Raw genomic sequence first — 22,753 nt, forward strand, 5'->3', positions numbered from 1 at the left:
CGCGGTCCCGCGTCTGTGCCCGCGCCGCGGCGGGCGCGGGCGCGCGGCACAGGGCACGCTGGAGGGAGACCGCTCCCGCGTTCCGCGATGCTGGAGGTGGCTTGGCCGAGCCGACCGCCCGGGACGACCCTGATCACGACTGCGTCCTGTGCCCCCCGCTGCGGTTCCGCTTCAACGGCATGGCCGGCCTGCCCGGCGAGTCGGGGGTCATCTCCGGCGACCGCGACTTCTTCCTGATCCCGGACGTCGCGCCGCTCACCGAGGGGCACCTCCTGCTGGTGACGCGCGAGCACCACCAGTGCGCCGGGGACTTCCCCAGGGGGATGTGGGAAAGCGCGTGGCGGTGGCGCGACCGCGTCGCCCGCCTCTACCGGGAGGCGTACGGAGCCGGCGACCTGCTGCTGTTCGAGCACGGGCCCGCGAGCCCCCAGGGCGGCGGCGCGTGCATCGACCACGCGCACTGGCACCTTCTCCCCGGAACACCGGGCGTGCGGGCGGTCGTGGAGGGGGAGGGGCGCCCCGGCGCGCCCGCCGACCACGCGACCCTTCGGGCCTGCTACCGCTCCGGCCGGTCCTACCTGCTGATCGAGGAGGGCGGCGCGGCGACCGTCCATCCCGGCGACGGGGTGCGGAGCCAGTTCCTGCGCTGGGCCGTGGCGTCCACCGGCCCCGTGGCGTCCACCGGCCCCGTGGCGTCCACCGGCCCCGTGGCGTCCACCGGCCCCGAGCGGGCCTGGCGCTGGCAGGAGACCTTCGGGCTCCCCGCCAGCAGGCGGCGGTTCCTGCGCACCCTGCGGGCGATGCGGACGGCGGCGGCCGCCCTGCCGGACACCGCTCAGCCGCCCGACAGCCACCAGTAGAGCTCGCACGAGGTCAACCGGTCCCCGAACCCCGCGCGCCGTACACCGGCGGCGTAGCCGGTGGGGTACTCCATCGGCGCCCGCCCCCGCCGGTGGGCGAGCACCCGCTCCAGCGACGTCGGGCCGAACCGCAGCAGCCACAGGGGGGCGCCGGGAACCGCGCGGTCGAGCACCGGCAGCAGGTCCTGCGGTCCGCGGCCGTCGGCCGGCGGCGGATGCCCGAGCAGGCGCGCCAGGGTGTGCGCCTCGGAGACGACGAGGTCGGCCTGCTCCAGGACCGGCAGCACGCAGGACGCCGGGAGCCGCGCGTCGATGTCGTGGGGGACGACGTCGAACGCCACCCGGGTGCCCGCCGCCCGCGCCGTGCGCACCGCCTCGTGGAGCGCCGCGCGGGAGTCGGCGGCCAGCAGCGCGTAGCCGTCCACGGCCAGCACGTCGGCCTCCTCGATCCCGGCCGCCGCGGCGCGCACGTCCGCCGCGGTCAGCCGCCGGGCGGGCGGCTCGTCCTGGACGACCAGCAGCCGGACGCCGGGCCCGCGGCCGCCGTGGTCGTCGCGCAGCATGACCGACACGCCGTTCGGGACGCCGGGCTCGACGACCAGGCGGTCGGCCGCGCCGATCCGGCACAGCTCGCGGCGGATCGCCTCCGTGTAGTCGTCGTCGCCCACCTTGGCCAGCACGTCGACCCGGCGGAAGTAGCCCACCGCGCACCTGGCGAGGTTCACGGCCGTCCCCGCGGCCATCAACCGCGCGGGGGCGTAGCAGAGCCGGTCGGCGCCGAGTTCGGCGAACCGGACCCCCGGCAGCGACGCGCGCACCTCGATCCCCGCGTCCCCGACGACGAAGAGCGCGAAGCGGCGCTCGGCGACGCCGTCGAGACCCGGCCATGCGAGGGGGGATCGCGGCGGCGCCATGTCCCGGTTCAGCCGGCCGGACGCAGGAAGGCCCGCATCACCGGGCGCAGGCTCGGGATGAGTTCGTAGCCGCCGACCTCGCGCAGCGGCACCCAGGCGCACCGGTCCAGGTGGTCGCTCGTGTCCTGGTTCTCCAGCGTGGCGTCCAGGGTCACGGGCCGGCAGCGGCGCGCCGCCGCCACCACCCGGATCTGCCCGCCGGGCGTGCCGCGGTCGGGCATGAACCACTGCCACAGGTGGAACGGCGGCCCCGGATCGATCTTGAGGCCGACCTCCTCCCAGACCTCGCGGCGGATGTGGTCGTCGAGATCGAGGTCGGCCGACTCCTCCAGCCGCCCGCCGGGCACCTCCCAGCGGCCCGGGTGGAACGGGTCGGAGGCGGACTTGCGGACCAGCAGCAGCCGCCCGCCGGACACGATGAAGGCCTTCTGCGCGAACTGGAGCCGGACCGGTGGCGCGGCGGTGAGGGGGCCGGCGTCGCCGGCGTCGACCGAGGGCATCGCGGGAGACCTCCCAGGTGCCGGCCCCACCGGGCCGTCTCGGCTCCACCGTAACAAGCCGCGGCCGCGTCGCCGAGACGCCCGCCGGGCCAGAACACCCTCACCTCGCGGCGGGGAGCGCGGGCGCGGGAATGGCGGCGCGGCCCGGCCGGTTGTACGGGACGGCGTACCCCGTCAGGACGTCCGCGTCGCGAGGGGCCGCGCGAGGCGTCCGGGCATGGCGCACCGAGTCCCATCGGGTGGTATTCTTGGTGGTCGACCGGCCCTGTGTGCGCGACCAGATGGTGGCGTGTACCGGGCGCTCAAGCGGAGGCCACCTCCCACCTGACCGGCCCAAGGCCGGTGGGTTCTCGGTCCGGCGAACGGGCTTCAGGCTCGTCCCGCCGTCGTTTCCGGGCGGCACTGCCGTTCCCGGGAGACCGAAGGTGGCCCCGCGCGTGAGTCGTGCGGGGCTTTTCTCGTGGAAGCCTCGGGGTACGACCGGTCCAACGAACTTGAGAACGGCCCCAAGGAGGTCCCATCAGCGCCGAACCGCGTATCAACGACCGCATTCGCGTGCCCGAGGTCCGGCTCGTCGGCCCGAACGGCGAACAGGTGGGCATCGTGCCCATCGCCAAGGCCCTTGAACTCGCGCGTGAGTCGGACCTCGACCTCGTCGAGGTGGCGCCCACCGCGCGTCCGCCCGTCGCGAAGCTCATGGACTACGGCAAGTTCAAGTACGAGTCCGCGATGAAGGCGCGTGAGGCGCGGAAGAACCAGGCGCACACGGTCATCAAGGAGATCAAGCTCCGCCCGAAGATCGACCCGCACGACTACGAGACCAAGAAGGGTCACGTGGTGCGGTTCCTGAAGGCCGGGGACAAGGTGAAGGTCACGATCATGTTCCGTGGTCGTGAGCAGTCCCGTCCCGAGCTCGGTTTCCGGCTGCTGCAGCGGCTCGCCGACGACGTCGAGGAGCTCGGCTTCGTCGAGTCGCGGCCCAAGCAGGACGGCCGAAACATGATCATGGTGCTCGGTCCGCACAAGAAGAAGACGGCCCGCGGGCAGGAGTCGGAGACCACCGTCTGACGGCCGGTCCGGGGCCGGCTCCACGGCGGCCCCCATCGCGACCTCGCGGCTCAGCGAAGTCGCTGCGTACGTACATTGAAGCCTGACCTGGCGCGTCCACGGATCGCCGTGCGATGCGCCGATCAGGCGCGCCTCCATGCCGGTCGGCACGGAGGCCGGGAAAGAGGGAGACGACGGCGACCATGCCGAAGACCAAGACCCACAGCGGTGCCAAGAAGCGCTTCAAGCTGACCGGCTCCGGCAAGGTGATGCGCCGCCGCGCCAACAAGAACCACCTGCTCGAGCACAAGCCGACCAAGCGGACGCGCCGGCTGTCCGGCCCCGCCGTGGTGGCCGACGCCGACGCCAAGAACATCAAGAAGCTGCTGCGCAAGTAGCACTCGACCGGGAACATCGCCGACCGGCCGAGGCCAGCATGGCCCCGGCCCCCACGAAGGAGTCAGCACGTGGCACGCGTGAAGCGGGCGGTCAACGCCGCCAAGAAGCGTCGGGTCGTCCTGGAGCGGTCGAGCGGCTACCGCGGTCAGCGTTCGCGCCTGTACCGCAAGGCCAAGGAGCAGCAGCTCCACTCGATGACCTACGCCTTCCGGGACCGCAAGGACCGCAAGGGCCAGTTCCGCCGGCTGTGGATCCAGCGGATCAACGCCGCGGCCCGCGCCAACGGCATCACCTACAACCGGTTCATCCAGGGCCTGAAGGCCGCCGAGGTCGAGGTCGACCGGCGCATGCTCGCCGAGCTGGCCGTGAACGACGCCCCGGCGTTCGCCGCCCTCGTCAAGGTCGCCAAGGACGCGCTCCCGACCGAGGGTACGGAGGCGGCCTGAGCCGGGCGACCGGCACACGGGCGATCACAGCGACATGGCGGGCCGCGAGCTGACCTCTCTCCGATCACCACGGGTGAAGGCCGCTCGGCGGCTCGCCAAACGCGCGTTCCGGCGCCGCGAGAACCGGTTCCTCGCCGAGGGGCCGCAGGCGGTGCGGGAGGCGCTGGAGATCCCCGGTGGGCTGGCCGAGCTGTTCACCACGGCCGAGGCGGAGGCCCGCCATCCCGAGCTGGTGCTCGCCGCCGAGCGCGCCGGAGTGCCGGTGCTGCGCGTCAGCGGCGAGATCATGGCCGAGCTGGCCCAGACCGTCACCCCGCAGGGGCTGCTGGCGGTCTGCGAGTTCGTCGACGTCCCGCTCGGCAAGGCGCTGGAGGCCGGACCCCGGCTGGTGACGGTGCTCGCGCACGTCCGCGACCCGGGGAACGCGGGGACCGTCCTGCGCACCGCCGACGCCGCGGGGTCGGAGGCGGTCGTGTTCACCGACGCGTCCGTCGACCCCTACAACGGCAAGTGCGTCCGCGCCTCGGCGGGCAGCCTGTTCCACCTGCCGGTCGTCGTCGGCCCCCGGTTCGACACGCTGATCCCGGAGCTGAAGGGCGCGGGCCTCACCGTCCTCGCCGCCGACGGCGCGGGCGACCGCACCCTCGACGAGGCGATCGACGAGGGAGTCCTCGCGCGCCCCACGGCCTGGGTGTTCGGGAACGAGGCGTGGGGGCTGCCCGACGACATCCTGCGGCACGTCGACGAGGTCGTCCGCGTGCCCATCTACGGGCGGGCCGAGAGCCTGAACCTGGCGACGGCCGCGGCCGTATGCCTGTATGCGTCGGCCCGCGCGCAGCGCGCCGCCCAGGGAGCGGGTCCGGGCCGCGCGTGAGACACGCCGCGGTCGCGGACGTTCGATGCGTTCCGTGATCGAATGGCCGCATGCGGTCGCGACAGGTGCCGCCTCGCGACCGGTGAGCTGCGAAGATGGTCTTCGCGTGGACGCGGGGCATGGGGGGCCTGCCGCCGCGCGGGACTCGTTCGCGGGTAGGAGCGGGAACCGCGACCGGCGAGGGATCACGTCGCCGCGATGCCGCGTCTAACCTGTTGATCAGTGCGTTGACCAGGGCGGCGACGAGGCCGCACGGAGTGGGGGCGAGCGTATGACCGAGGAGACCAGGCGAGCCGGAAGGGCGGGCCGGCGTCCCCCGGAGGTGCGGTGCCGGGCCGGCGCGGTCCGGGCGCCGTCCGCCCCGGACGCCTCCGGCGCGCCCGCCGCCGACGGGCTGCGCGTCGAGACCGCCCGGGTGCGGGCCGGCACGGCCGTCGTCGCGGTGGCGGGGGAGATCGACCTGCGCACCGCCGGGCCGCTGCGCGACCGGCTCGTCGAGCTGCACGGCCGGCTGCCCGGGGCCCGGCCGCGCCGCCTGGTGGCCGACTTCGCCGCCGTGCCGTTCTGCGATGCCGCCGGGCTCGGCGCGCTGGTCGCGGCGCACAACCAGATCTCCGCGGCCGGGGGTGAGATCGCCCTGGCCGGGGTCCGGCCCGCGCAGCTGCGACTGCTGAAGATCACCGGCCTGCACCGGTTGTTCGCGATCCACCGCGACGTCGAGGCCGCGCTGTCGGACCACGACTCGCCCACGAGGTCCGGATGAGCCGCGGATGTCCTGATGAGGCCCTCCGCGGGCCGCGGCGACCCCCTGCACGAGGGCTACACATGCCTTGCCGCGAGGCGGTTTCCGGGTCCCGTTAAGGGTCCGACTCGGGCTAGAGTCTCTTTCCGACAGGCCGCGTTCTCACCGGTGTTCTGGAGGCCGCTGTGGGCGGAGAGGAATCCCCTCTCGTGGCCGCGCGCGGACCCGAGACGGGGTCCGGGCCGGGCCCCGAGGGGAGCGGCCCGGACGACCTGCCCGACGGGCTGATGGTCGCGGGCCGGGACGCCCGCGTCGTCGTGTTCAACGCCGCCGCCGCGCGGATCACCGGCATCCCCGCCGGGTCCGCCCTGGGGCGCGACTTCCGCGACGTCCTGCCCCTGCACGACGCCGAGGGCCGCGACTGGTGGAAGTGCCTCGCCCCTTACGACGGGCTGTCCACCCGCACCCGCCATCCCGAGCGCGTGCTCTTCCTTCCCGGCGGCACCGAGGTGCTGGTGACCGCCGCGTACCGGCGCGACGCCGACCGCCGTGTGGAACGGTTCACCGTGTGCCTGCGCGACGCCCTGCACCGCGCCCGCCAGGAGCGCGACCGCGCCGACCTCGTCTCCACCGTCGCCCACGAGCTGCGCTCTCCGCTGACCAGCGTCAAGGGGTTCACCGCGACGCTGCTGGCCAAGTGGCACCGCTTCAACGACGACCAGAAGCGGGTGATGCTGGAGACCGTCAACGCCGACGCCGACCGGGTCACCCGGCTGATCACCGAGTTGCTGGACGTGTCCCGCATCGAGGCGGGCCGGCTGGAGATGCGCCGCCAGGTCGTCGACCTCCCCGAGGAGGTCCGCAAGGTCATCGCGGGCCGGGTCGCGGCGGGGGAGCCGGAGGACCGCTTCCGCTTCGAGACGCGCGGCGAGCTGCCCGAGATGTGGCTCGATCCCGACAAGATGGATCAAATCCTGGGCAATCTCGTCGAAAACGCGGTGCGCCACGGGGCGGGCACTGTCACCATTGTGGTGGAGCCGGACGCGCATAAGGAGGGAGCGGCCGTGTCGGTGCGCGACGAGGGCGAGGGCATCCCGCCCGAGGCCGCCCAGCGCGTCTTCCGGCAGTTCTGGCGCGGTCCCGGCGGCAGCCGCCGCGGCGGCACCGGCCTCGGGCTCTACATCGTCAAGGGCCTGGTCGAGGCGCACGGCGGCGTGATCACCGTGCGGCGGGCGCCCGGCGGCGGCGCCGAGTTCCGATTTACCGTGCCCGCAGGGGCCCCCAACTACGCCGGCTGACCGCGGTCCGTACCCGCGGCACGGCACGGGACCCCTGGGCGGGCCAGCGCGTCACGCGCACGCTTTCCGGATGTCCACCGCCCGCGCACTAGACTGCGGGCGTCCCACGCCGACCGGAGTCGATCACACCACCATGTCTGCACCCAACAAGTCCTATGACCCCGTCGAGGTGTCCGCGCTCCAGCCCGAGGAGCTGGAGCGGGCCCGCGCCGAGGCGCTCGCGGCGATCGCCGCGGCCGCCGACCTCGACGCCCTGAAGCAGGTCCGGCTGGCGCACGCCGGCGACCGTTCCCCGCTGGCCCTCGCCAACCGCGAGATCGGCGCGCTGCCGCCCGCGGCCCGGGCCGAGGCCGGCAAGCGCATCGGCACCGCCCGGGGCGCGGTGGCCCAGGCGCTCAAGGCGCGCCAGGCCGAACTGGAGGAGGAGCGCGACCGCCGCGTCCTCGTCGAGGAGACCGTCGACGTCACGCTGCCGTGGGACCGCGCCCCGCGCGGCGCGCGGCACCCGCTGACCACCATGCAGGAGCGGATGGTCGACGTCTTCGTCTCGATGGGCTTCGAGGTCTCCGACGGGCCCGAGGTCGAGGCGGAGTGGTTCAACTTCGACGCCCTCAACTTCCTGCCCGACCACCCGGCCCGCACGATGCAGGACACCTTCTTCGTCGAGTCGGAGGACTCCGGGCTGGTGATGCGCACCCACACCTCGCCGATGCAGATCCGGTCGCTGCTGTCGCGGCCGCTGCCGGTGTACGTGGTGGCGCCCGGGCGCACGTTCCGCACCGACGAGCTCGACGCCACGCACAGCCCGGTGTTCCACCAGCTGGAGGGGCTCGCGGTCGACGAGGGCCTGACGATGGCCGACCTGCGCGGCGGCATCGACGCGTTCGTCACCGGGATGTTCGGCGAAGGGCTGAAGACGCGGTTCAGGCCGTCGTTCTTCCCGTTCACCGAGCCGTCCGCCGAGGTGGACATGCAGTGCTTCGTGTGCCGGGGCGCGTCCACGGAGCCGGGCGCCGAGCCGTGCCGCACCTGCAGCTCGGAGGGCTGGATCGAGCTCGGCGGCTGCGGCATGGTCAACCCGCGCGTGCTGGTGGCCTGCGGGGTCGACCCGGACCGCTACAGCGGCTGGGCGTTCGGGCTGGGCGTCGAGCGGACGCTGATGTTCCGGCACGGCGTGGAGGACATGTACGACATGGTGGAGGGCGACGTCCGGTTCACCCTCCCGTTCGGGATGGAGATCTGATGCGGGCCCCGCTTTCCTGGCTGCGCGAGTACGTCGAGCTCCCGGCCGGCGTCACGGGCCGGGCGCTGGCCGCCGAGCTGATCGCGGCGGGCCTGGAGGTCGAGACGGTCGAGCACGCCGGCGCCGACATCACCGGCACGCTCGTGGTCGGCGAGGTCCTGGCGATCGAGGAGCTGACCGGCTTCAAGAAGCCGATCCGCTACTGCCAGGTCGACGTCGGCGACGCCAACGGCACCGGGGAGCCGCAGAACATCATCTGCGGCGCCGCCAACTTCGCGGTCGGCGACCGCGTCGTGGTCATCCTGCCGGGCGGCGTGCTCCCCGGCGGGTTCGAGATCGGCGCCCGCAAGACCTACGGCCGGATGTCCGAGGGCATGATCTGCTCGGTGACCGAGCTCGGCATCGGCGACGACCACAGCGGCATCCTCGTCCTGCCCCCGGACGCCCCGGTCGGCGCGGACGCGATCGAGCTGCTCGGGCTGCGCGACGACGTCCTCGACATCGCCGTCACGCCCGACCGCGGCTACGCCCTGTCGATCCGGGGCATCGCCCGTGAGGCCGCCATCGCCTACGGGGTTCCGTTCAAGGACCCGGCTGACGTGGAACTGCCCGCGGAGGACGGTAAGGGGAGCCACCCGGCGAGCATCGGGGACCCGTCCGCGTGCGACCGGTTCGTGCTGCGCGAGGTGCGCGGCTTCGACCCGGACGCGCGGACCCCGATGTGGATGCAGGTGCGCCTGCACCGCGCGGGGATGCGGCCGGTGTCGCTGGCGGTCGACGTCACCAACTACCTGATGCTGGAGCTCGGGCAGCCGCTGCACGCGTTCGACCGGGGCAAGCTCACCGGCCCGATCGTCGTGCGCCGCGCCGCGCCCGGCGAGAAGCTGGAGACGCTCGACCACGTCAAGCGCACCCTCGACCCCGACGACATCCTCATCACCGACGAGTCGGGGCCGATCTCGATGGCCGGCACGATGGGCGGGCTCGCCACCGAGATCGGCGACCGGTCGAGCGACATGGTGATCGAGGCCGCGCACTTCGACGCCATGGGCACCGCCCGGATGGCCCGCCGGCACCGCCTGCACAGCGAGGCGTCCCACCGGTTCGAGCGCGGCGTCGACCGCGAGCTGCCGCTGTACGCCTCCTACCGGGCGGTGCGGATGCTCGCCGAGCTCGGCGGCGCGGAGATCGTGCCCGGCGTCACCCACGCCGAGGCGCCGGTCGAGCGGGCCGCGGTGACGATGCCCGCCGGGCACCCGGACCGGGTGGCGGGCGTGACCTACGGCAGGGACGCCGTGGTCCGCCGCCTGGAGCAGGTCGGCTGCACGGTGGCCGGCGACGACGTGCTCACGGTGACGCCGCCGTCCTGGCGCCCCGACCTGACCGCGCCCAACGACCTCGCCGAAGAGGTCATCCGGCTGGAGGGGTACGAGGACATCCCGGCCCGGGCGCCGCGCCCGGCGGCGGGCAAGGGCCTGACCGCGCAGCAGCGGCTGCGCCGCCGGGTGGGCCGCGCTCTCGCCGGCGCCGGGTACGTGGAGGCGCTGGCCTTCCCGTTCGTCGCCGAGAAGGACCTGGACGGCCTCCAGCTCCCGGCGGACGACGCGCGGCGGCGGACGCTGCGCCTGGCGAACCCGATGTCGGAGGAGGAGCCGCTGCTGCGCACCACGCTGCTGCCGGGGCTGCTCAAGGTGCTGGCGCTCAACGTGGGGCGCGGCTTCGGCGACGCCGCGCTGTTCGAGGTCGGCGCGGTGTTCCGGCCGCGTCCGGACGCCCCGGAGCGCGCGCCGCGCCTCGCGGTCGACCGCGGTCCGACGGCGGAGGAGGTCGCCGGGCTGGAGGCCGCGCTGCCGGACCAGCCGCACCGGGTGGCGGTGGTGCTGTCCGGCGACCGCGAGCCGTCGGGCTGGTGGGGCGAGGGCCGTCCGGCGCTGTGGGCGGACGCGATCGAGGCGGCCCGCACGGTGGCCCGCGAGGTCGGCGTCGAGCTGGCGGTGAAGGCCGACCAGCACGCGCCCTGGCACCCCGGCCGCTGCGCGGCGCTGTACGCGGGCGACACGCTGGTCGGGCACGCCGGTGAGCTGCACCCGCGCGTCACGAAGGCGTACGGGCTCCCCGCGCGGTCGTGCGCGATGGAGCTGGAGCTGCGCCGCCTGGGCGAGCCGGTGGCGGTCCGCGCGCCGCACGTGTCGTCCTACCCGGTCGCGATGCAGGACGTCGCGCTGGTCGTCGACTCGGGGACGCCCGCCGCGGAGGTCGAGTCGGCGCTGCGCGACGGCGCGGGCGAGCTGCTGGAGGCGATCCGGCTGTTCGACGTCTACACCGGCGAGCAGGTGGGCGAGGGCCGCAAGTCGCTGGCGTACTCGCTGCGGTTCCGCGCCCCCGACCGGACGCTCACGGCCGAGGAGGCGTCGCAGGCCCGCGACTCCGCCGTCGCCGCCGCGTCCGAGCGGACCGGAGCCGCCCTGCGCGGCGCCTGACGGATCGCGGGCGTGCCCCGGACCCGGCGCGGGTCCGGGGCACGCCCGCGTCTCAGCCCGCGTGGCGGAGGCTCCCGTCGCGGCGGCCCGCGGAGACGAGCCGGTCCATCGAGACGGCCGCGACCGCGTACCAGCCGGCGCCCACCAGCGCCTCGATCCCGAGGAGCCCCAGGACGCGGCCGAGCGGCGCGCCGTCGAGGATGCCGCGCACCGCCTCCAGCCCGTGCACCACCGGCAGCACCTGCACCGCGATCCGCAGCGGGCCGGGCCAGAACTCCACCGGGACGTTCACACCGCCGAACGTCATGACGATCCCGTAGGCGAAGTTCAGCACCAGCCATTCGACGCCTCGCAGCCGCAATGCGATGCCGGCGAGCGCGCAGCCGTATCCGTAGCTGCCGGCGAGGATCAGCACGATGACCGGGATCGCGTACGCGGCGCGCGGCCAGGGCAGCGGGGCGCCGAGCAGCGGCGGCAGGACGACCCAGGCGACGAGCGAGCTGGTCAGCCCTGTCACCGTCCACTGCAGGCCGCGCCCCAGGTACACGGGCAGGTGCCCGGAGGGTGCGATGGCCAGCAGCGGCAGCGTCCCCATGGCCCGTTCCCCGGCCAGCGAGATCACCACGATGGTGGACTCCAGGCAGGCCAGCACGACGATGTTGCCGACGAGCACGTACCGCATGGTGTCCTCGTCGCCGACGTAGCGGCCCAGCAGCGCGTAGAACGCGGCCTGGCACAGCAGCCGCACCAGCCATCCGAACGTCCACGTCTTCCACGTGTAGACGGCCCTCATCTCGGCGAACCCCAGGATCAGCGACTCCCGGGCGATCCGCAGCGCGTGCCTCATGCGAAGCCCACCGTCCCCTCCCGCCGGGTCCGGTCCACGTAGTGCCGGGTCAGCCACAGGCCCGCCGCCATCGCCGCCGCGCCCAGCGCGAGGATCGCGGCGACCGACCAGGGCCAGCCGCCCGCGTCGCCCCGGACCGCGCCGCGCAGGAGATCGGCGCTCCACGACAGGAAGACCGCCCGGCTGAGCGGGTGCAGCCAGCCGGGCAGCGCCGCGACCGGCACGAGGATGCCGCCGAGGATGTAGAAGGGGTAGCCGAGGGAGTTCTGCAGGACCTCCCGGGCCCGCGACATCACGAAGACGGCGGACATGAGGGTCGCGGTCCCGATCGTCGCGAGGCAGGTGACCGCGACCGCGAGCAGGAACAGCGCCGGGTCGGCGACCGTCAGCACCCGCCCGAACCCGAGGGCGGCCACCAGCCAGGACTCGGCGAACGCGGCCCCGCCGACGAGCACGACCGCCGCGACCCGCCCGGCCACCACCAGCGCGAGCGGGACGGGCGCGGTGAGCAGCGCGGGCATGCGCCCGGCCCAGCGGTCCTCGGCCACGATGCGCCCGGCGTAGTCGAGGGCGGCGACCCACAGCCCGATCAGCCCGGGCGCCAGCACGGCGTTGGCCGTGACGTCCGGGCGGTGCGCCGTCAGCGCCAGCATGGTCGTCGTCTGCATCGGCACGATGAGCAGGATGAGGGCGTGCTCCGGGCCGCGCCGCGACAGCGCCGCCTGGAGCGCGACGGCGTGCCACACCGCGCGGAGCGCGCTCATACCCGCATCCCCCGGTCGCCGACCGCGCGCAGGTAGACCTCTTCGAGGGTCGGCCGGCCGCGCCGCGCGGTGAGCACGTCGCGCTCCAGCAGCCAGGCCAGGACGCGGCGGGTGCCGTCCCGGTCCGCGGTGTGGGCGCGCCACGCCTCGCCGTCGCGGTGCTCGACGTCCGTGACATCCGGCAGGTCCGCGAGGGCTCCGGCGAGTGCGGCGTCGGGGTGGGTGAAGTCGACGCACTCGCGGTCGCCGAGGAACCGGCCGATCCCGGCGGGGTCGCCGGTCAGCAGCATCCGGCCGCGGTCGATGAGCGTGACCCGGTCGCAGAGCGCCGCGGCCTCGTCCATGTCGTGGGTGGCCAGCAGGAACGTGCGGCCCTCGGCGCGCAGGTCGAGCACGAGCCGGCGGAACGCGCCGGCGGCGACGGGGTCGAGCCCCGAGGTCGGCTCGTCCAGGAACAGCACGCGCGGCTCGTGCAGCAGCCCCCGCGCCAGGTGGAGCCGCTGGCGCATCCCGCGCGAGAACCTCTCCACGGGGTCGTCGGCCCGCTCGGCCAGCCCGACGCGCTCCAGCAGCGCGGCGGCGCGCCGGCGGGACGTCCGGGAGTCCAGCTTGTGGAGCGCGCCCCAGAACAGCAGGTTCCGGCGGGCGCTCAGCCGGTCGTAGAGGCCGCGGTCGCCGCCGAGCACGAGCCCGACCAGCGCCCGGACGGCGCGGGTGTCGGTCACGACGTCGTGGCCGAGGATCCGCGCCGAGCCGCCCGACGGCAGCAGCACGGTGGAGAGGATCTCGACGAGGGTGGTCTTGCCCGCGCCGTTCGGCCCGAGCAGCCCGTGGATCTCGTTCTGCGCGACGGTCAGGGTCAGGTCGTCCAGCGCGACGACGGGGTCCCGGCGCTTGCGCGCGTAGGTGCGGCGCAGGCGGGAGGTGTGCACGGCGGCTTCCATGCTCCGACGCTCGCCGTAAGGCGTGCCCGCGGGCCATAAGGAGGCGCCTTATCCGCGCGGCCGCCGGCCTAGGCCAGGCCGCGGTCGCGGGCGGCGGCGGCCGCCTCGCCGCGGGACGCGACCCCGAGCTTGGCGAGGATGTTGGAGACGTGGACGCTCGCGGTCTTGGGAGAGATGACCAGTTCCTCGGCGATCTCCCGGTTGGAGCGCCCGCGCGCCAGCAGCCGGACCACCTCCGACTCGCGGGCGGTGAGCGGGCCGCCGGACTGGCCCGCCAGGCCAGCGCGGCGGGCGCGTTCGGAGATGCGCCGGGCCAGCGGCGCCGCGCCGAGGTCGGCGGCGATCCCGGCGGCGCGGTGGAACCGTGCGGCGGCCGCCGTCCGGTCCCCGGCCGCGAGGTCGGCGCAGGCGGCGTCGAACAGCGCGCCGGCCAGCGGGTACGGCTGCTTCAGCCGTTCCCAGGCGTCGACCACCCAGTCCCAGGGGGCGGTGCCTTCGGTCAGGGCGGCCACCGCCGCCTGGTGGGCCGCCTCGACCGGGGTGGCGGCGGGCAGCCGCGCGGCGACCTCGGCCACCCGGGGAAGCGACGGTCCGCCGGCGCGGGCGGCGGCCTCCAGCAGCGGCCAGGCGTAGCAGGGCTGGACGGTCAGGCGCGGATGGCGCAGGACGGCGTCGGCGGTCGCACGGGCCGCCGGCCGGTCGTCCTCCGCCAGCCGCCACTCGATGACCATCTGGGCCAGCGGCAGCGTGGTCTGGGGGAACCCGGCGTCGAGCGGCAGGGCCAGGACTTGCGGATCGGGTTCCGGGCCCGCTCCGCGGGCGGCCAGCAGCGCGGTGCGCCAGATCATCATCTGCACGCGGAAGGCGGGGCCGTGGTGGCGGGCCAGCCGCCGCCGGAGCATGCCGGCCGCCTCGTCCCAGCGGCCGAGGCGGTACAGCGCCTCCACCTCGTTGACGGCCAGGGGCAGCCCCGCGCTGTGCGCCAGGCCCGCCTCCTCCGCGGCGGCGACGCCCTCGGCGACCGACGCCAGCGCGTCGGCGAGGCGGCCGGCGTTGAGGTGGCAGTGCGCCAGGAAGTTCAGGGCCCGGACGCGCACGCGCGCAGGGAGGCCGCGCCGCCGGAGCCGCTCCAGGGACGTGATGTCGCCGTCGCCGTCCCACGCCGCGGCGGCCGCGACCGTGACCTCCAGATCCTGGGTCATCGACGACCGGCCGAGGCGGCGGTCCAGCTCGATGCCCTCCCGGCCGAGCCGTTCCGCCTCGCGCGTCTCGCCGTAGACCAGGAGCCGGCCGCTGAGCCGCCCCAGGGCCAGGACGCGGACGGGTCCGGGCTCGGCGGCGAGCCGTTCGGCCCGCCGGAGGTCGTCCAGCTCGGCGTCGTCGCCCTGGTACCCGAGCATCAGCGCGCGGAGGGTCAGCAGCTCGGCCGCGTGCTCGTCGCCCGTCTCGTCCAGCATCCGCTGCACGAGCGGAAGGCCGCGGCCCGGGTCGCCGGCCGAACCGGCGGCCCGGGCCGCCTCCGCCATGACCTCTTGGCGGCCGAGGCCGATGCGGGACGCGGCGCCGGGGACGCGGTCCCACAGGTCGAGGACGCGTTCGAGGAGGTCCAACTGCTCGGCGTGGGCGGTGGCGGCCTTGCGCTCCCCGGCGGCCCGCCACGCGGCGGCCAGCGCCCTGGCGTGGTCGCCGCAGCCCTGCCAGTGGACGGCCAGCGCGCTCGCCGGGGCGTCGCTGAGCTCCGGCGAGCGCTCGATGGCCTCGGCGAACCGCCGGTGGAGGGCGGACCGCTCGCCGGGGAGCATGTCCTCGTGGACGGCCTCGCGGATGAGCGCGTGCCGGAACGCGTACCCGTCGCCGTCCACGACCAGCAGGCCGTGGTCGACGGCCGGGCGCAGCGCTTCGCTCAGCTCCGGTTCGGGCAGGTCGGTCACCGCGGCCAGCAGGCCGTGCCCCGCTCCGGCCCCGGCGGCGCCGACGGCCCGGAGCACCTCGCCGGTCGCCCGGGGGAGGCGGTGGACGCGCGCGAGCAGCAGGTCCCGCAGGGAACCCGGCACCGCGGTGCCGGGGCTCGCGACGATCGCCTCGACGAAGAGGGGATTGCCGCCGCCGCGCGCGTGAGCGTCCCGCACCGCCTCGGGGTCGGCGCCGCCGAGGATGCCGCACACCTGGTCGGCGACCTCGTCCGGGGTGAGGGGCGGCAGGTCCAGCCGGGCCACGTGGGGGAGGCGGGCCAGTTCGGCGAACCACGGCCGCGTGCCGGGCTCCTCGGGGCGGAAGGTGACCACCGGCAGCACCGCGGCGCGCGGCGGGTTGCGGAACAGGAACGTCAGCAGGTCGCGGGTGGAGCCGTCGGCCCAGTGGGCGTCCTCGATGACCAGCGTGACCGGTCCGGCCTCCGCCAGCCGCTCGATCAGGGTGAGGACCCGCTCGAACAGCCGCAGCCGGCCGGCGCCGTCGTCGGGCGGGGGCGTCGCGGCGGTCAGGTCGGGCATGAGCCGGGCCAGGTCCGGCAGGGCCGCCGCCGGGGTCAGCGAGACGATCGCGTCCCGCCCTGCGCTCCGCAGGACCGCGCTGAACGGGGCGTAGGGGAGGCCGGCGACACCGAGGTCGAGGCAGGCGCCGGTGAGCGTGCGCAGGTCCCGGGTGAACTCGGCGACCAGGCGCGTCTTGCCGCCGCCCGCCTCGGCGCCGACGAGCACGGCCGCGGCCTCGCCCGCGCACGCCCGCGCGTACGCCGCGCGTAACGCGCGCAGTTCCGCTGTGCGCCCGGCGAACAGCGGGCTGACGGTCCCCATCTGGACAAGCATGCCGATTCTTAACGCTACTTGTGTTGCGATAAGTCGTCCGGTAATCTGTACCGCGTCACATCGCCGCCCGGTTGGGGAGTCCATTGAGGATCTGAGGTCCGACACCGCGCAGTGGCCGCTCTAGGCCCGCGCACGTGACCTCAGTGCGGACTTCTTCCCCGCCGGGCTTTTCCATGCCCGCCGGCGCGTCGCGCGATCCGCGGTGTCTCCATGCGTCCCGCACCTTCTCCCACCCATCCATGGAGGCCGCCCATGTCATTCGCCATCGTGTGCTCGGACCTGTCGTTCGCCTGGGAGGACGGCACCGTCGTGCTGGACGGGCTGGACGCCGCGTTCGGCACCGGCCGGACGGGCCTGATCGGCGTCAACGGCTCCGGCAAGTCCACCCTGCTGAAGATCATCGCCGGTGAGCTGCGTCCCGGCTCGGGCACCGTCAGCGTGGAGGGGGAGATCGGCTACCTGCCGCAGAACCTCGTCCTCGACGACACCGCCACGGTCTCGGACCTGCTCGGCATCACCGCGACCCGCGCGGCGCTGCACGCCATCGAGCGCGGCGAGGCCACGGAGGAGAACTTCACCGCGGTCGGGGACGACTGGGACGTCGAGGAGCGCGCCCGCGCGGAACTCGACCGGCTCGGCCTCGGCCATCTCGACCTGGACCGGACGGTCCCGACGCTGTCGGGCGGCGAGGCCGTGATGACCGGGCTGGCGGCCCGGTTCCTCGTCCGTCCGGACGTCCTGCTGCTCGACGAGCCGACCAACAACCTGGACCTGGACGCGCGCCACCGCCTGTACGAGGCGGTCGCGTCCTGGACGGGCGTGCTCGTCGTCGTCAGCCACGACCGGGAGCTGCTCGACCGCGTCGACGAGATCGCCGACCTGCGCGACGGCGCCGTCCGGTCCTTCGGCGGCAACCTCTCGGCCTACGAGGACCTGCTCGCCGTCGAGCGGGAGGCGGCGGAACGGACGGTCCGGGCCGCCGAGACCGACCTGCGCCGTCAGAAGCGCGAACTGGAGGAGGCCCATGTCAAGCTCGCCCGGCGCAAGCGCTACGGCAACAAGATGCAGGAGAACAAGCGCGAGCCCAAGATCGTGATGGGCGAGCGCAAGCGGCAGGCCCAGGTCTCGGCGGGCAAGCACCGCATCATGCACGAGGAGCGGCTCGCCGACGCCCGCACGCGGCTCACCGAGGCGGAGGAGGCCGTCCGCGAGGACGCCGGGATCCGCGTCGAGCTGCCCGCCACCCGCGTCCCGGCGGGGCGGACGGTCCTGACCGTGACGGGCCTGACCGCGCCCGAGCCGGAGCCCGGCACGTTGGCGGAGCTGATCGTCCGAGGGCCGGAGCGGATCGCGCTCGTCGGGCCGAACGGCTCGGGCAAGACCACGTTCCTGCGGGCCCTCGTGGGCGACCGCGTCCCCGAGGGCACGGCGGTGAAGCTCGGGGTGGACGGCGTCCGCTACCTGCCCCAGCGGCTCGACGTCCTGGACGAGGACCTCAGCGTCGTCGAGAACGTCCGCGTGCAGGTGCCGTCGGCGCCGCCGGCGCGGATCCGGGCGGGATTGGCGCGGTTCCTGTTCCGCGGCGCGCGGGCCGACCAGCCCGCCGGGACCCTGTCGGGCGGAGAGCGGTTCCGCGCCGTGCTGGCTTCGCTGCTGCTCGCCGAGCCGGCCCCGCAGCTGCTGCTGCTGGACGAGCCGACGAACAACCTCGACATGGCCAGCGCCGCGCAGCTCGGGCAGGCACTCGCAGCCTACGAGGGCGCGCTGGTCGTGGTCAGCCACGACGTGCCGTTCCTGCGCACGCTCGGCATCACCCGCTGGCTGCGCATGGACCGGGCGTCCGGGCTCACCGAGGTCGAGCCGATGTAGAACACGCGGCGGCCCCCGCGCGGCCGGAACCGCGCGGGGGCCGCCGAAGGGCCGGTCAGGTCAGTACGCGCTTGGTGAAGGTGCGGGTCGCCCCCCACGCCAGCAGGGCCGTCCCGCCGACGATGGCGAGCAGGAACGCCCACACCGGCATGTGCGGGATCTCCGGCGTGAGCGCGCTGCGCAGCCCCTCGCTGACGTACACCAGCGGGTTGAACAGGCTGAGGATCTGCAGCCAGCGGATGTCGTCGAGCGCCGACCACGGGTAGTAGACGCACCCGAGCATCGTCATCGGCAGCAGCACCATCGCGAACAGGACCTGGACCTTCTGCGGGTTCATCAGGGTGCCGAGCAGCAGCCCGCCGGACGCCGACATCAGCGCGCCGACCACCATCACCGCGATCAGGACCGGCCAGTTGTCCACGTGCACCTCGGGCGACTGGCCCTCGGCGTGGATGAACAGGACCGCGGGGAACACCAGCAGCCCGCCGATCAGGCCCTGGACCGCCGCCGCGATGATCTTCTGCACGGCCAGCAGCGGCACCGGCACCGGCGCCAGCGCCCGGTCCGTGATCGACTTCTGCCAGTTCAGCTCCATCATCAGCGGGAAGATCACCGCCATCATCGCCTGCATGATGATCGACGAGCCGACGAGCCCGGGCAGCAGGATGGTGGAGAACGTCGGCCCGCCGGGCCCGCCCGCCATGGCGCCGCCGCCGAGCTTCGGCAGCACGTAGGCGAACACGAACACGAACATGACCGGCTGCACCAGCACCCGGACGAACGTCGACAGGAAGTTCTTGCGCATGACGAGCGCCTCGCGCGCCATCATCGCGGCGAACGTGCGGGGCACCGTGGCCCGCGCCGGCGGCGGCGGTGCCAGAACGGCGGGGGCGGAGGTGGCGGTCACTCGCGGTAGTCCCTTCCGGTGAGGGTGAGGAAGACGGTCTCCAGGCTCGGGCGCAGCTGCGTCGCGTCGGTGACGCCCACGCCGGCGGCCGAGCCGATCGTGACGAGCTCGCCGAGGATGCCGTCGGGCTCGGCCGCGAACACGCGGACCTGGCCGTCGGTGACCTCGACCTTGCTGATGCCGGTCCGGTCGCCGAGCTTCTTGATCTCCTGCGGGGCGGGGGCGTCGTAGGTCACCGTGATGACGGTGTCGGCGCCGGCGCTGGACTTCAGCTGGTCGACGGTGCCGCTGGCGAGGACCTTGCCGTGGTCGACGACCGCGACCCGGTCGCAGAGCGCCTCGGCCTCCTCCATGTAGTGGGTGGTGAGGACGATCGTCTGCCCGCCCGCCTGCAGCCCCCGCAGCACCTCCCAGAGGTTGGTGCGGGTCTGCGGGTCGAGGCCGGCGGTCGGCTCGTCCAGGAACAGCACCTCGGGGCCGTGCATGAGGGCACGGCAGATCATCACGCGCTTGGCCTGCCCGCCGGAGATCTCGAACGGGTTGCCGCCGCGCTGCTCGGTCAGCCCGAACAGCTCCAGCAGCTCGGCGGCGCGCTTGCGGGCGTCCCGCGCGCCGAGCCCGAAGTACCGGCCGCGGAACTCCAGGTTCTCGGCGACGGTGAGTTCGTTGTCGAGGGTGTTGTTCTGCGAGACCACGCCGATGCGGCGCTTGATCTCGACGGCGTCCTTCACCACGTCCAGGCCGGACACCTGGGCGCTGCCGCCGGTCGGGACGACGAGCGTGGTGAGCATGCCGATCGTGGTCGACTTGCCCGCGCCGTTCGGGCCGAGCAGGCCGAAGAACTCGCCGCGCGGGACGTCCAGGTCGATGCCCTGGACGGCGGGCACCGCGGGGCGCGGCCCGGACGCGGGATAGGTCTTCCTCAAGTCGACCGTGCGAACGGCGGTTTCGGGGGGATTGGTCACGCGCCGTCTCCCTTCGCTTCCTCGTCGGGGGAGTAGTTCTCGAATTTCTGGATCAGCCTGAGCAGGAACCGGCGGACGGCCGCCTCGTCGTCCTCGTCGACGACGTCGTAGAGGCGGGAGAGATCGCGGCCGATGGGGCCGGACTTCTCGGCCAGGAACCGCCGGCCGGAGTCGGTGATGAGCAGCATCACGCCGCGCCGGTCCCGGTAGGAGCGCTCGCGCCGCACGTGCCCGTTGCGCTCCAGCGTGTCGACGACCGAGGTGACCGTCGCGGGGGTGACCATCAGGCGCTTGGCGACCTCCCCGGGGCGCAGGCCGTCCTCGACGATGAGCAGGCGCAGCAGGAAGAAGCCCGCCGGGCTGATGCCGTGCCGCTCGATGATGCGCCACACGATCGGGCCCGACAGCCGTGAGGCGGCGCCGAAGAGCCGCCCGACCGGCCACTCCTCCACGGGACCGAACAGCTTGAGGTCTTCGAGGCCGTGGTTCTCCATGCGAGTGATGTTAGGGCACTGATGTTTAGGGAGCAAATCATTAGATGCCTAAGTACTCGACCTGTGGCGCTTGTCTCAGCGGTGTGAAAGACGTAACCCGTCGTTGAATAGACATCCAGTCTCATGCATACTCTTGCTTACTGTTATCGAAGGGCAGAGTGGACATGGGAATCCGGACGGCGGTCGCCGGCGCCAGCGGCTTCGCGGGCGGCGAGGTGCTGCGCATCCTGGCGGGACATCCAGAGTTCGAGATCGGCGCGCTGACGGCCGGCGCCAACGCGGGCGCCGAGCTCGGCGCGCACCAGCCCCACCTGCGATCCCTGGCCGGGCGCGTCCTGGAGGAGACCACCCCCGGCACGCTCTCCGGCCACGACGTGGTGTTCCTGGCCCTGCCGCACGGCCGGTCCGGGCCGCTCGCCGAGCAGCTCGGCGAGGACGTCCTGGTCATCGACTGCGGCGCCGACCACCGGCTCGCCGACCCCGCCGACTGGGAGCGGTTCTACGGCACGCCCCACGCGGGCACCTGGCCCTACGGCCTGCCCGAACTGCCCGGCCACCGGGACGCGCTGCGCTCCGCCAGGCGCGTCGCCGTGCCCGGCTGCTACCCGACGGCCGTCTCGCTCGCGATGTTCCCGGCGCTCGCCGCCGGCCTCGCCGAACCCGACGTCGTCGTGGTGGCGGCGTCAGGCACCTCCGGGGCCGGGCGGGCCCTCAAGCCCCATCTGCTGGGCAGCGAGGTGATGGGCTCGGTGTCCGCCTACGCCGTCGGCGGCACGCATAGGCATACGCCCGAGATGATCCAGAACCTGAGCGCGGCGGCGGGCGAGCCTGTCACGGTCTCCTTCACCCCGACGCTCGCGCCGATGAGCCGCGGCATCCTCGCCACCTGCACCGCGAAGGCGCGTCCCGGCGTCACCGCCGCCGCGCTGCGCGCCGCCTACGAGGAGGCCTACGCGGGCGAGCCGTTCCTCGGGCTGCTGCCGGAGGGGCAGTGGCCCGCCACGTCCATGACCCTCGGAGCGAACACCGTCCTCGTCCAGGTCGCGCTGGACGAGGCGGCCGGGCGCGTCGTCGTGGTCGCCGCCGTCGACAACCTCACCAAGGGCACCGCGGGCGGCGCGGTGCAGAGCGCCAACCTCGCCCTCGGCCTCCCGGAAGAACTCGGGCTGACCACGATCGGAGTGTCCCCTTGAGCGTCACCGCCCCCCGGGGTTTCCGCGCCGCCGGCGTCGTCGCCGGGCTGAAGGACAGCGGCAACCGCGACCTGGCCCTCGTCGTCAACGACGGGCCGTCCCGCGCGGCCGCCGGCGTCTTCACCCGCAACCGGGTGCGGGCCGCGCCCGTCCTGTGGTCGGAGCAGGTCCTCAAGGGCGCCCGCGTCCGCGCCGTCGTGCTGAACGCGGGCGGCGCCAACGCCTGCACCGGCGCCCCGGGCTTCCAGGACACCCACGCCACCGCCGAGAAGGCCGCCGAGCTGCTGGACGACTCGGCCGGCGAGATCGCCGTCTGCTCCACCGGGCTGATCGGCGAGCGGCTGCCGATGGACCTGCTGCTGCCCGGCGTCGAGAAGGCCGCCGCCGAGCTGTCGCGCGGCGACGGCGGGCTCGCCGCCGCCGACGCGATCCGCACCACCGACACCGTCGCCAAGATCTCGTTCCGGCAGGGCGCCGGCGGCTACATGATCGGTGCGATGGCCAAGGGCGCGGGCATGCTCGCCCCCTCCCTCGCCACCATGCTCTGCGTCGTCACCACCGATGCCGACCTGCCCGCGGAAACGCTCGACCGGGCGCTGCGCGCGGCCACCGGCGTCACCCTCGACCGGCTCGACTCCGACGGGTGCATGTCCACCAACGACACCGTGCTGCTGCTGGCGTCGGGCGCCGCCGAGGTCGTCCCGGACGAGGAGGAGTTCACCGCGCTGCTCACCGAGGTGTGCGGCGACCTCACCCGGCAGCTGCTCGTGGACGCCGAGGGCGCGTCCAAGGCCATCGCGATCGAGGTCGTCGGCGCCGCGTCCGAGGACGACGCGGTCGCCGTCGGGCGCTCCGTCGCCCGCAACAACCTGCTCAAGTGCGCGATCCACGGCGAGGACCCCAACTGGGGCCGGGTGCTGTCGGCCGTCGGCACCACCGACGCGGTGTTCGAGCCCGACCACCTCAACGTCGCGATCAACGGCGTGTGGGTGTGCCGGAACGGCTCGTTCGGCGACGACCGCGACAAGGTCGACCTGCGCCCCCGCGACGTGACGATCACCGTCGACCTGTCCGCGGGCCCGCACAGCGCCACCGTCTGGACCACCGACCTCACGGCCGACTACGTCCACGAGAACTCGGCGTACTCGACATGAGCGCGG

General features: G+C 74.2%; 21 protein-coding genes. 12 read left to right on the plus strand and 9 right to left on the minus strand.

Annotated features, from left to right (window positions below; genetic code table 11):
* Positions 1-101: 101 nt before the first annotated feature.
* The gene (locus tag K4S16_RS42400; protein WP_149264763.1) at positions 102-860 is read left to right on the plus strand and encodes an HIT family protein; all 759 of its coding nucleotides are present in this window, start codon (positions 102-104) and stop codon (positions 858-860) included.
* Here the strand turns inward: K4S16_RS42400 and K4S16_RS42405 are convergent.
* Together K4S16_RS42405 and K4S16_RS42410 are read right to left on the minus strand one after the other, a co-directional pair.
* Positions 836-1,774 (minus strand): carbohydrate kinase family protein, encoded by a 939-nt coding sequence (locus tag K4S16_RS42405; RefSeq protein WP_149264764.1) that lies wholly within the window; start codon positions 1,772-1,774, stop codon positions 836-838. The genes K4S16_RS42400 and K4S16_RS42405 overlap by 25 nt on opposite strands.
* A gap of 8 nt (positions 1,775-1,782) precedes the next feature.
* Positions 1,783-2,274, minus strand: a complete 492-nt coding sequence (locus K4S16_RS42410; RefSeq protein WP_149264765.1) for an NUDIX domain-containing protein — start codon at positions 2,272-2,274, stop codon at positions 1,783-1,785.
* Between the two features lie 537 nt (positions 2,275-2,811).
* Between K4S16_RS42410 and infC the strand changes: the two genes are divergently transcribed.
* The 8 genes from infC (at position 2,812) to pheT (ending at position 10,803) form a co-directional block, all read left to right on the plus strand.
* The gene (infC, locus tag K4S16_RS42415) at positions 2,812-3,342 is read left to right on the plus strand and encodes a translation initiation factor IF-3 (protein ID WP_258943360.1); all 531 of its coding nucleotides are present in this window, start codon (positions 2,812-2,814) and stop codon (positions 3,340-3,342) included.
* 182 nt (positions 3,343-3,524) lie between these two features.
* On the plus strand, positions 3,525-3,719 hold the full coding sequence (gene rpmI / locus K4S16_RS42420; protein WP_067468638.1) for a 50S ribosomal protein L35: 195 nt from the start codon (positions 3,525-3,527) through the stop codon (positions 3,717-3,719).
* A gap of 69 nt (positions 3,720-3,788) precedes the next feature.
* Positions 3,789-4,166, plus strand: coding sequence for a 50S ribosomal protein L20 (gene rplT / locus K4S16_RS42425; RefSeq protein WP_149264766.1), 378 nt, complete (start codon positions 3,789-3,791; stop codon positions 4,164-4,166).
* Between the two features lie 34 nt (positions 4,167-4,200).
* The gene (locus K4S16_RS42430; protein ID WP_149264767.1) at positions 4,201-5,040 is read left to right on the plus strand and encodes an RNA methyltransferase; all 840 of its coding nucleotides are present in this window, start codon (positions 4,201-4,203) and stop codon (positions 5,038-5,040) included.
* Positions 5,041-5,311: 271 nt separating this feature from the next.
* On the plus strand, positions 5,312-5,803 hold the full coding sequence (locus tag K4S16_RS42435) for an STAS domain-containing protein (RefSeq protein WP_149264768.1): 492 nt from the start codon (positions 5,312-5,314) through the stop codon (positions 5,801-5,803).
* A gap of 188 nt (positions 5,804-5,991) precedes the next feature.
* On the plus strand, positions 5,992-7,080 hold the full coding sequence (locus K4S16_RS42440; RefSeq protein WP_268843309.1) for an ATP-binding protein: 1,089 nt from the start codon (positions 5,992-5,994) through the stop codon (positions 7,078-7,080).
* 133 nt (positions 7,081-7,213) lie between these two features.
* Positions 7,214-8,323 (plus strand): phenylalanine--tRNA ligase subunit alpha, encoded by a 1,110-nt coding sequence (gene pheS / locus K4S16_RS42445; protein ID WP_149264770.1) that lies wholly within the window; start codon positions 7,214-7,216, stop codon positions 8,321-8,323.
* Positions 8,323-10,803 (plus strand): phenylalanine--tRNA ligase subunit beta, encoded by a 2,481-nt coding sequence (pheT, locus tag K4S16_RS42450; protein ID WP_149264771.1) that lies wholly within the window; start codon positions 8,323-8,325, stop codon positions 10,801-10,803. Before pheS ends, pheT begins: the two co-directional genes overlap by 1 nt.
* Before the next feature lie 52 nt (positions 10,804-10,855).
* Here pheT and K4S16_RS42455 read toward each other — a convergent pair whose 3' ends face one another.
* From K4S16_RS42455 to K4S16_RS46755, 4 genes are all read right to left on the minus strand, one after another.
* Positions 10,856-11,650 (minus strand): ABC transporter permease, encoded by a 795-nt coding sequence (locus K4S16_RS42455; protein WP_149264772.1) that lies wholly within the window; start codon positions 11,648-11,650, stop codon positions 10,856-10,858.
* Positions 11,647-12,414: an ABC transporter permease gene (locus K4S16_RS42460; RefSeq protein ID WP_149264773.1), complete on the minus strand. Its 768-nt coding sequence runs from the start codon at positions 12,412-12,414 to the stop codon at positions 11,647-11,649. Before K4S16_RS42460 ends, K4S16_RS42455 begins: the two co-directional genes overlap by 4 nt.
* On the minus strand, positions 12,411-13,358 hold the full coding sequence (locus K4S16_RS42465; RefSeq protein ID WP_149264774.1) for an ABC transporter ATP-binding protein: 948 nt from the start codon (positions 13,356-13,358) through the stop codon (positions 12,411-12,413). Before K4S16_RS42465 ends, K4S16_RS42460 begins: the two co-directional genes overlap by 4 nt.
* 68 nt (positions 13,359-13,426) lie before the next feature.
* Complete coding sequence (locus tag K4S16_RS46755; RefSeq protein ID WP_160161231.1) at positions 13,427-16,153, minus strand: AAA family ATPase; 2,727 nt, start codon at positions 16,151-16,153, stop codon at positions 13,427-13,429.
* Positions 16,154-16,417: 264 nt separating this feature from the next.
* Between K4S16_RS46755 and K4S16_RS42475 the strand changes: the two genes are divergently transcribed.
* Positions 16,418-18,034 (plus strand): ABC-F family ATP-binding cassette domain-containing protein, encoded by a 1,617-nt coding sequence (locus K4S16_RS42475; protein WP_149264776.1) that lies wholly within the window; start codon positions 16,418-16,420, stop codon positions 18,032-18,034.
* 55 nt (positions 18,035-18,089) lie between these two features.
* On the opposite strand, the gene K4S16_RS42480 is transcribed toward K4S16_RS42475, so the two are convergent.
* From K4S16_RS42480 to K4S16_RS42490, 3 genes are read right to left on the minus strand one after another with little or no spacing between them, the layout of a single operon-like run.
* Complete coding sequence (locus K4S16_RS42480; RefSeq protein WP_235037430.1) at positions 18,090-18,941, minus strand: ABC transporter permease; 852 nt, start codon at positions 18,939-18,941, stop codon at positions 18,090-18,092.
* Positions 18,938-19,906: an ABC transporter ATP-binding protein gene (locus K4S16_RS42485; RefSeq protein ID WP_149264777.1), complete on the minus strand. Its 969-nt coding sequence runs from the start codon at positions 19,904-19,906 to the stop codon at positions 18,938-18,940. Before K4S16_RS42485 ends, K4S16_RS42480 begins: the two co-directional genes overlap by 4 nt.
* Positions 19,903-20,400: a MarR family winged helix-turn-helix transcriptional regulator gene (locus K4S16_RS42490; RefSeq protein WP_149264778.1), complete on the minus strand. Its 498-nt coding sequence runs from the start codon at positions 20,398-20,400 to the stop codon at positions 19,903-19,905. Before K4S16_RS42490 ends, K4S16_RS42485 begins: the two co-directional genes overlap by 4 nt.
* Positions 20,401-20,564: 164 nt before the next feature.
* Between K4S16_RS42490 and argC the strand changes: the two genes are divergently transcribed.
* Positions 20,565-21,593, plus strand: coding sequence for an N-acetyl-gamma-glutamyl-phosphate reductase (gene argC / locus K4S16_RS42495; protein WP_149264779.1), 1,029 nt, complete (start codon positions 20,565-20,567; stop codon positions 21,591-21,593).
* Positions 21,590-22,747, plus strand: a complete 1,158-nt coding sequence (gene argJ / locus K4S16_RS42500) for a bifunctional glutamate N-acetyltransferase/amino-acid acetyltransferase ArgJ (protein WP_149264780.1) — start codon at positions 21,590-21,592, stop codon at positions 22,745-22,747. Before argC ends, argJ begins: the two co-directional genes overlap by 4 nt.
* The last annotated feature ends 6 nt before the right edge of the window (positions 22,748-22,753 follow it).

The sequence above is a fragment of the Actinomadura sp. K4S16 genome (genome assembly GCF_008327685.1).
In the GTDB taxonomy this organism is placed as follows: Bacteria; Actinomycetota; Actinomycetes; order Streptosporangiales; family Streptosporangiaceae; genus Spirillospora.

Coding starts and splice junctions, on each gene's coding strand:
- K4S16_RS42405 (WP_149264764.1), bottom strand. CDS start 1,774: ATGGCGCCGCCGCGATCCCCCCTCGCATGGCCGGGTCTCGACGGCGTC.
- K4S16_RS42410 (WP_149264765.1), bottom strand. CDS start 2,274: ATGCCCTCGGTCGACGCCGGCGACGCCGGCCCCCTCACCGCCGCGCCA.
- rpmI (WP_067468638.1), top strand. CDS start 3,525: ATGCCGAAGACCAAGACCCACAGCGGTGCCAAGAAGCGCTTCAAGCTG.
- K4S16_RS42430 (WP_149264767.1), top strand. CDS start 4,201: ATGGCGGGCCGCGAGCTGACCTCTCTCCGATCACCACGGGTGAAGGCC.
- K4S16_RS42435 (WP_149264768.1), top strand. CDS start 5,312: ATGACCGAGGAGACCAGGCGAGCCGGAAGGGCGGGCCGGCGTCCCCCG.
- pheS (WP_149264770.1), top strand. CDS start 7,214: ATGTCTGCACCCAACAAGTCCTATGACCCCGTCGAGGTGTCCGCGCTC.
- pheT (WP_149264771.1), top strand. CDS start 8,323: ATGCGGGCCCCGCTTTCCTGGCTGCGCGAGTACGTCGAGCTCCCGGCC.
- K4S16_RS42455 (WP_149264772.1), bottom strand. CDS start 11,650: ATGAGGCACGCGCTGCGGATCGCCCGGGAGTCGCTGATCCTGGGGTTC.
- K4S16_RS42460 (WP_149264773.1), bottom strand. CDS start 12,414: ATGAGCGCGCTCCGCGCGGTGTGGCACGCCGTCGCGCTCCAGGCGGCG.
- K4S16_RS42465 (WP_149264774.1), bottom strand. CDS start 13,358: ATGGAAGCCGCCGTGCACACCTCCCGCCTGCGCCGCACCTACGCGCGC.
- K4S16_RS46755 (WP_160161231.1), bottom strand. CDS start 16,153: ATGGGGACCGTCAGCCCGCTGTTCGCCGGGCGCACAGCGGAACTGCGC.
- K4S16_RS42475 (WP_149264776.1), top strand. CDS start 16,418: ATGTCATTCGCCATCGTGTGCTCGGACCTGTCGTTCGCCTGGGAGGAC.
- K4S16_RS42490 (WP_149264778.1), bottom strand. CDS start 20,400: ATGGAGAACCACGGCCTCGAAGACCTCAAGCTGTTCGGTCCCGTGGAG.
- argC (WP_149264779.1), top strand. CDS start 20,565: ATGGGAATCCGGACGGCGGTCGCCGGCGCCAGCGGCTTCGCGGGCGGC.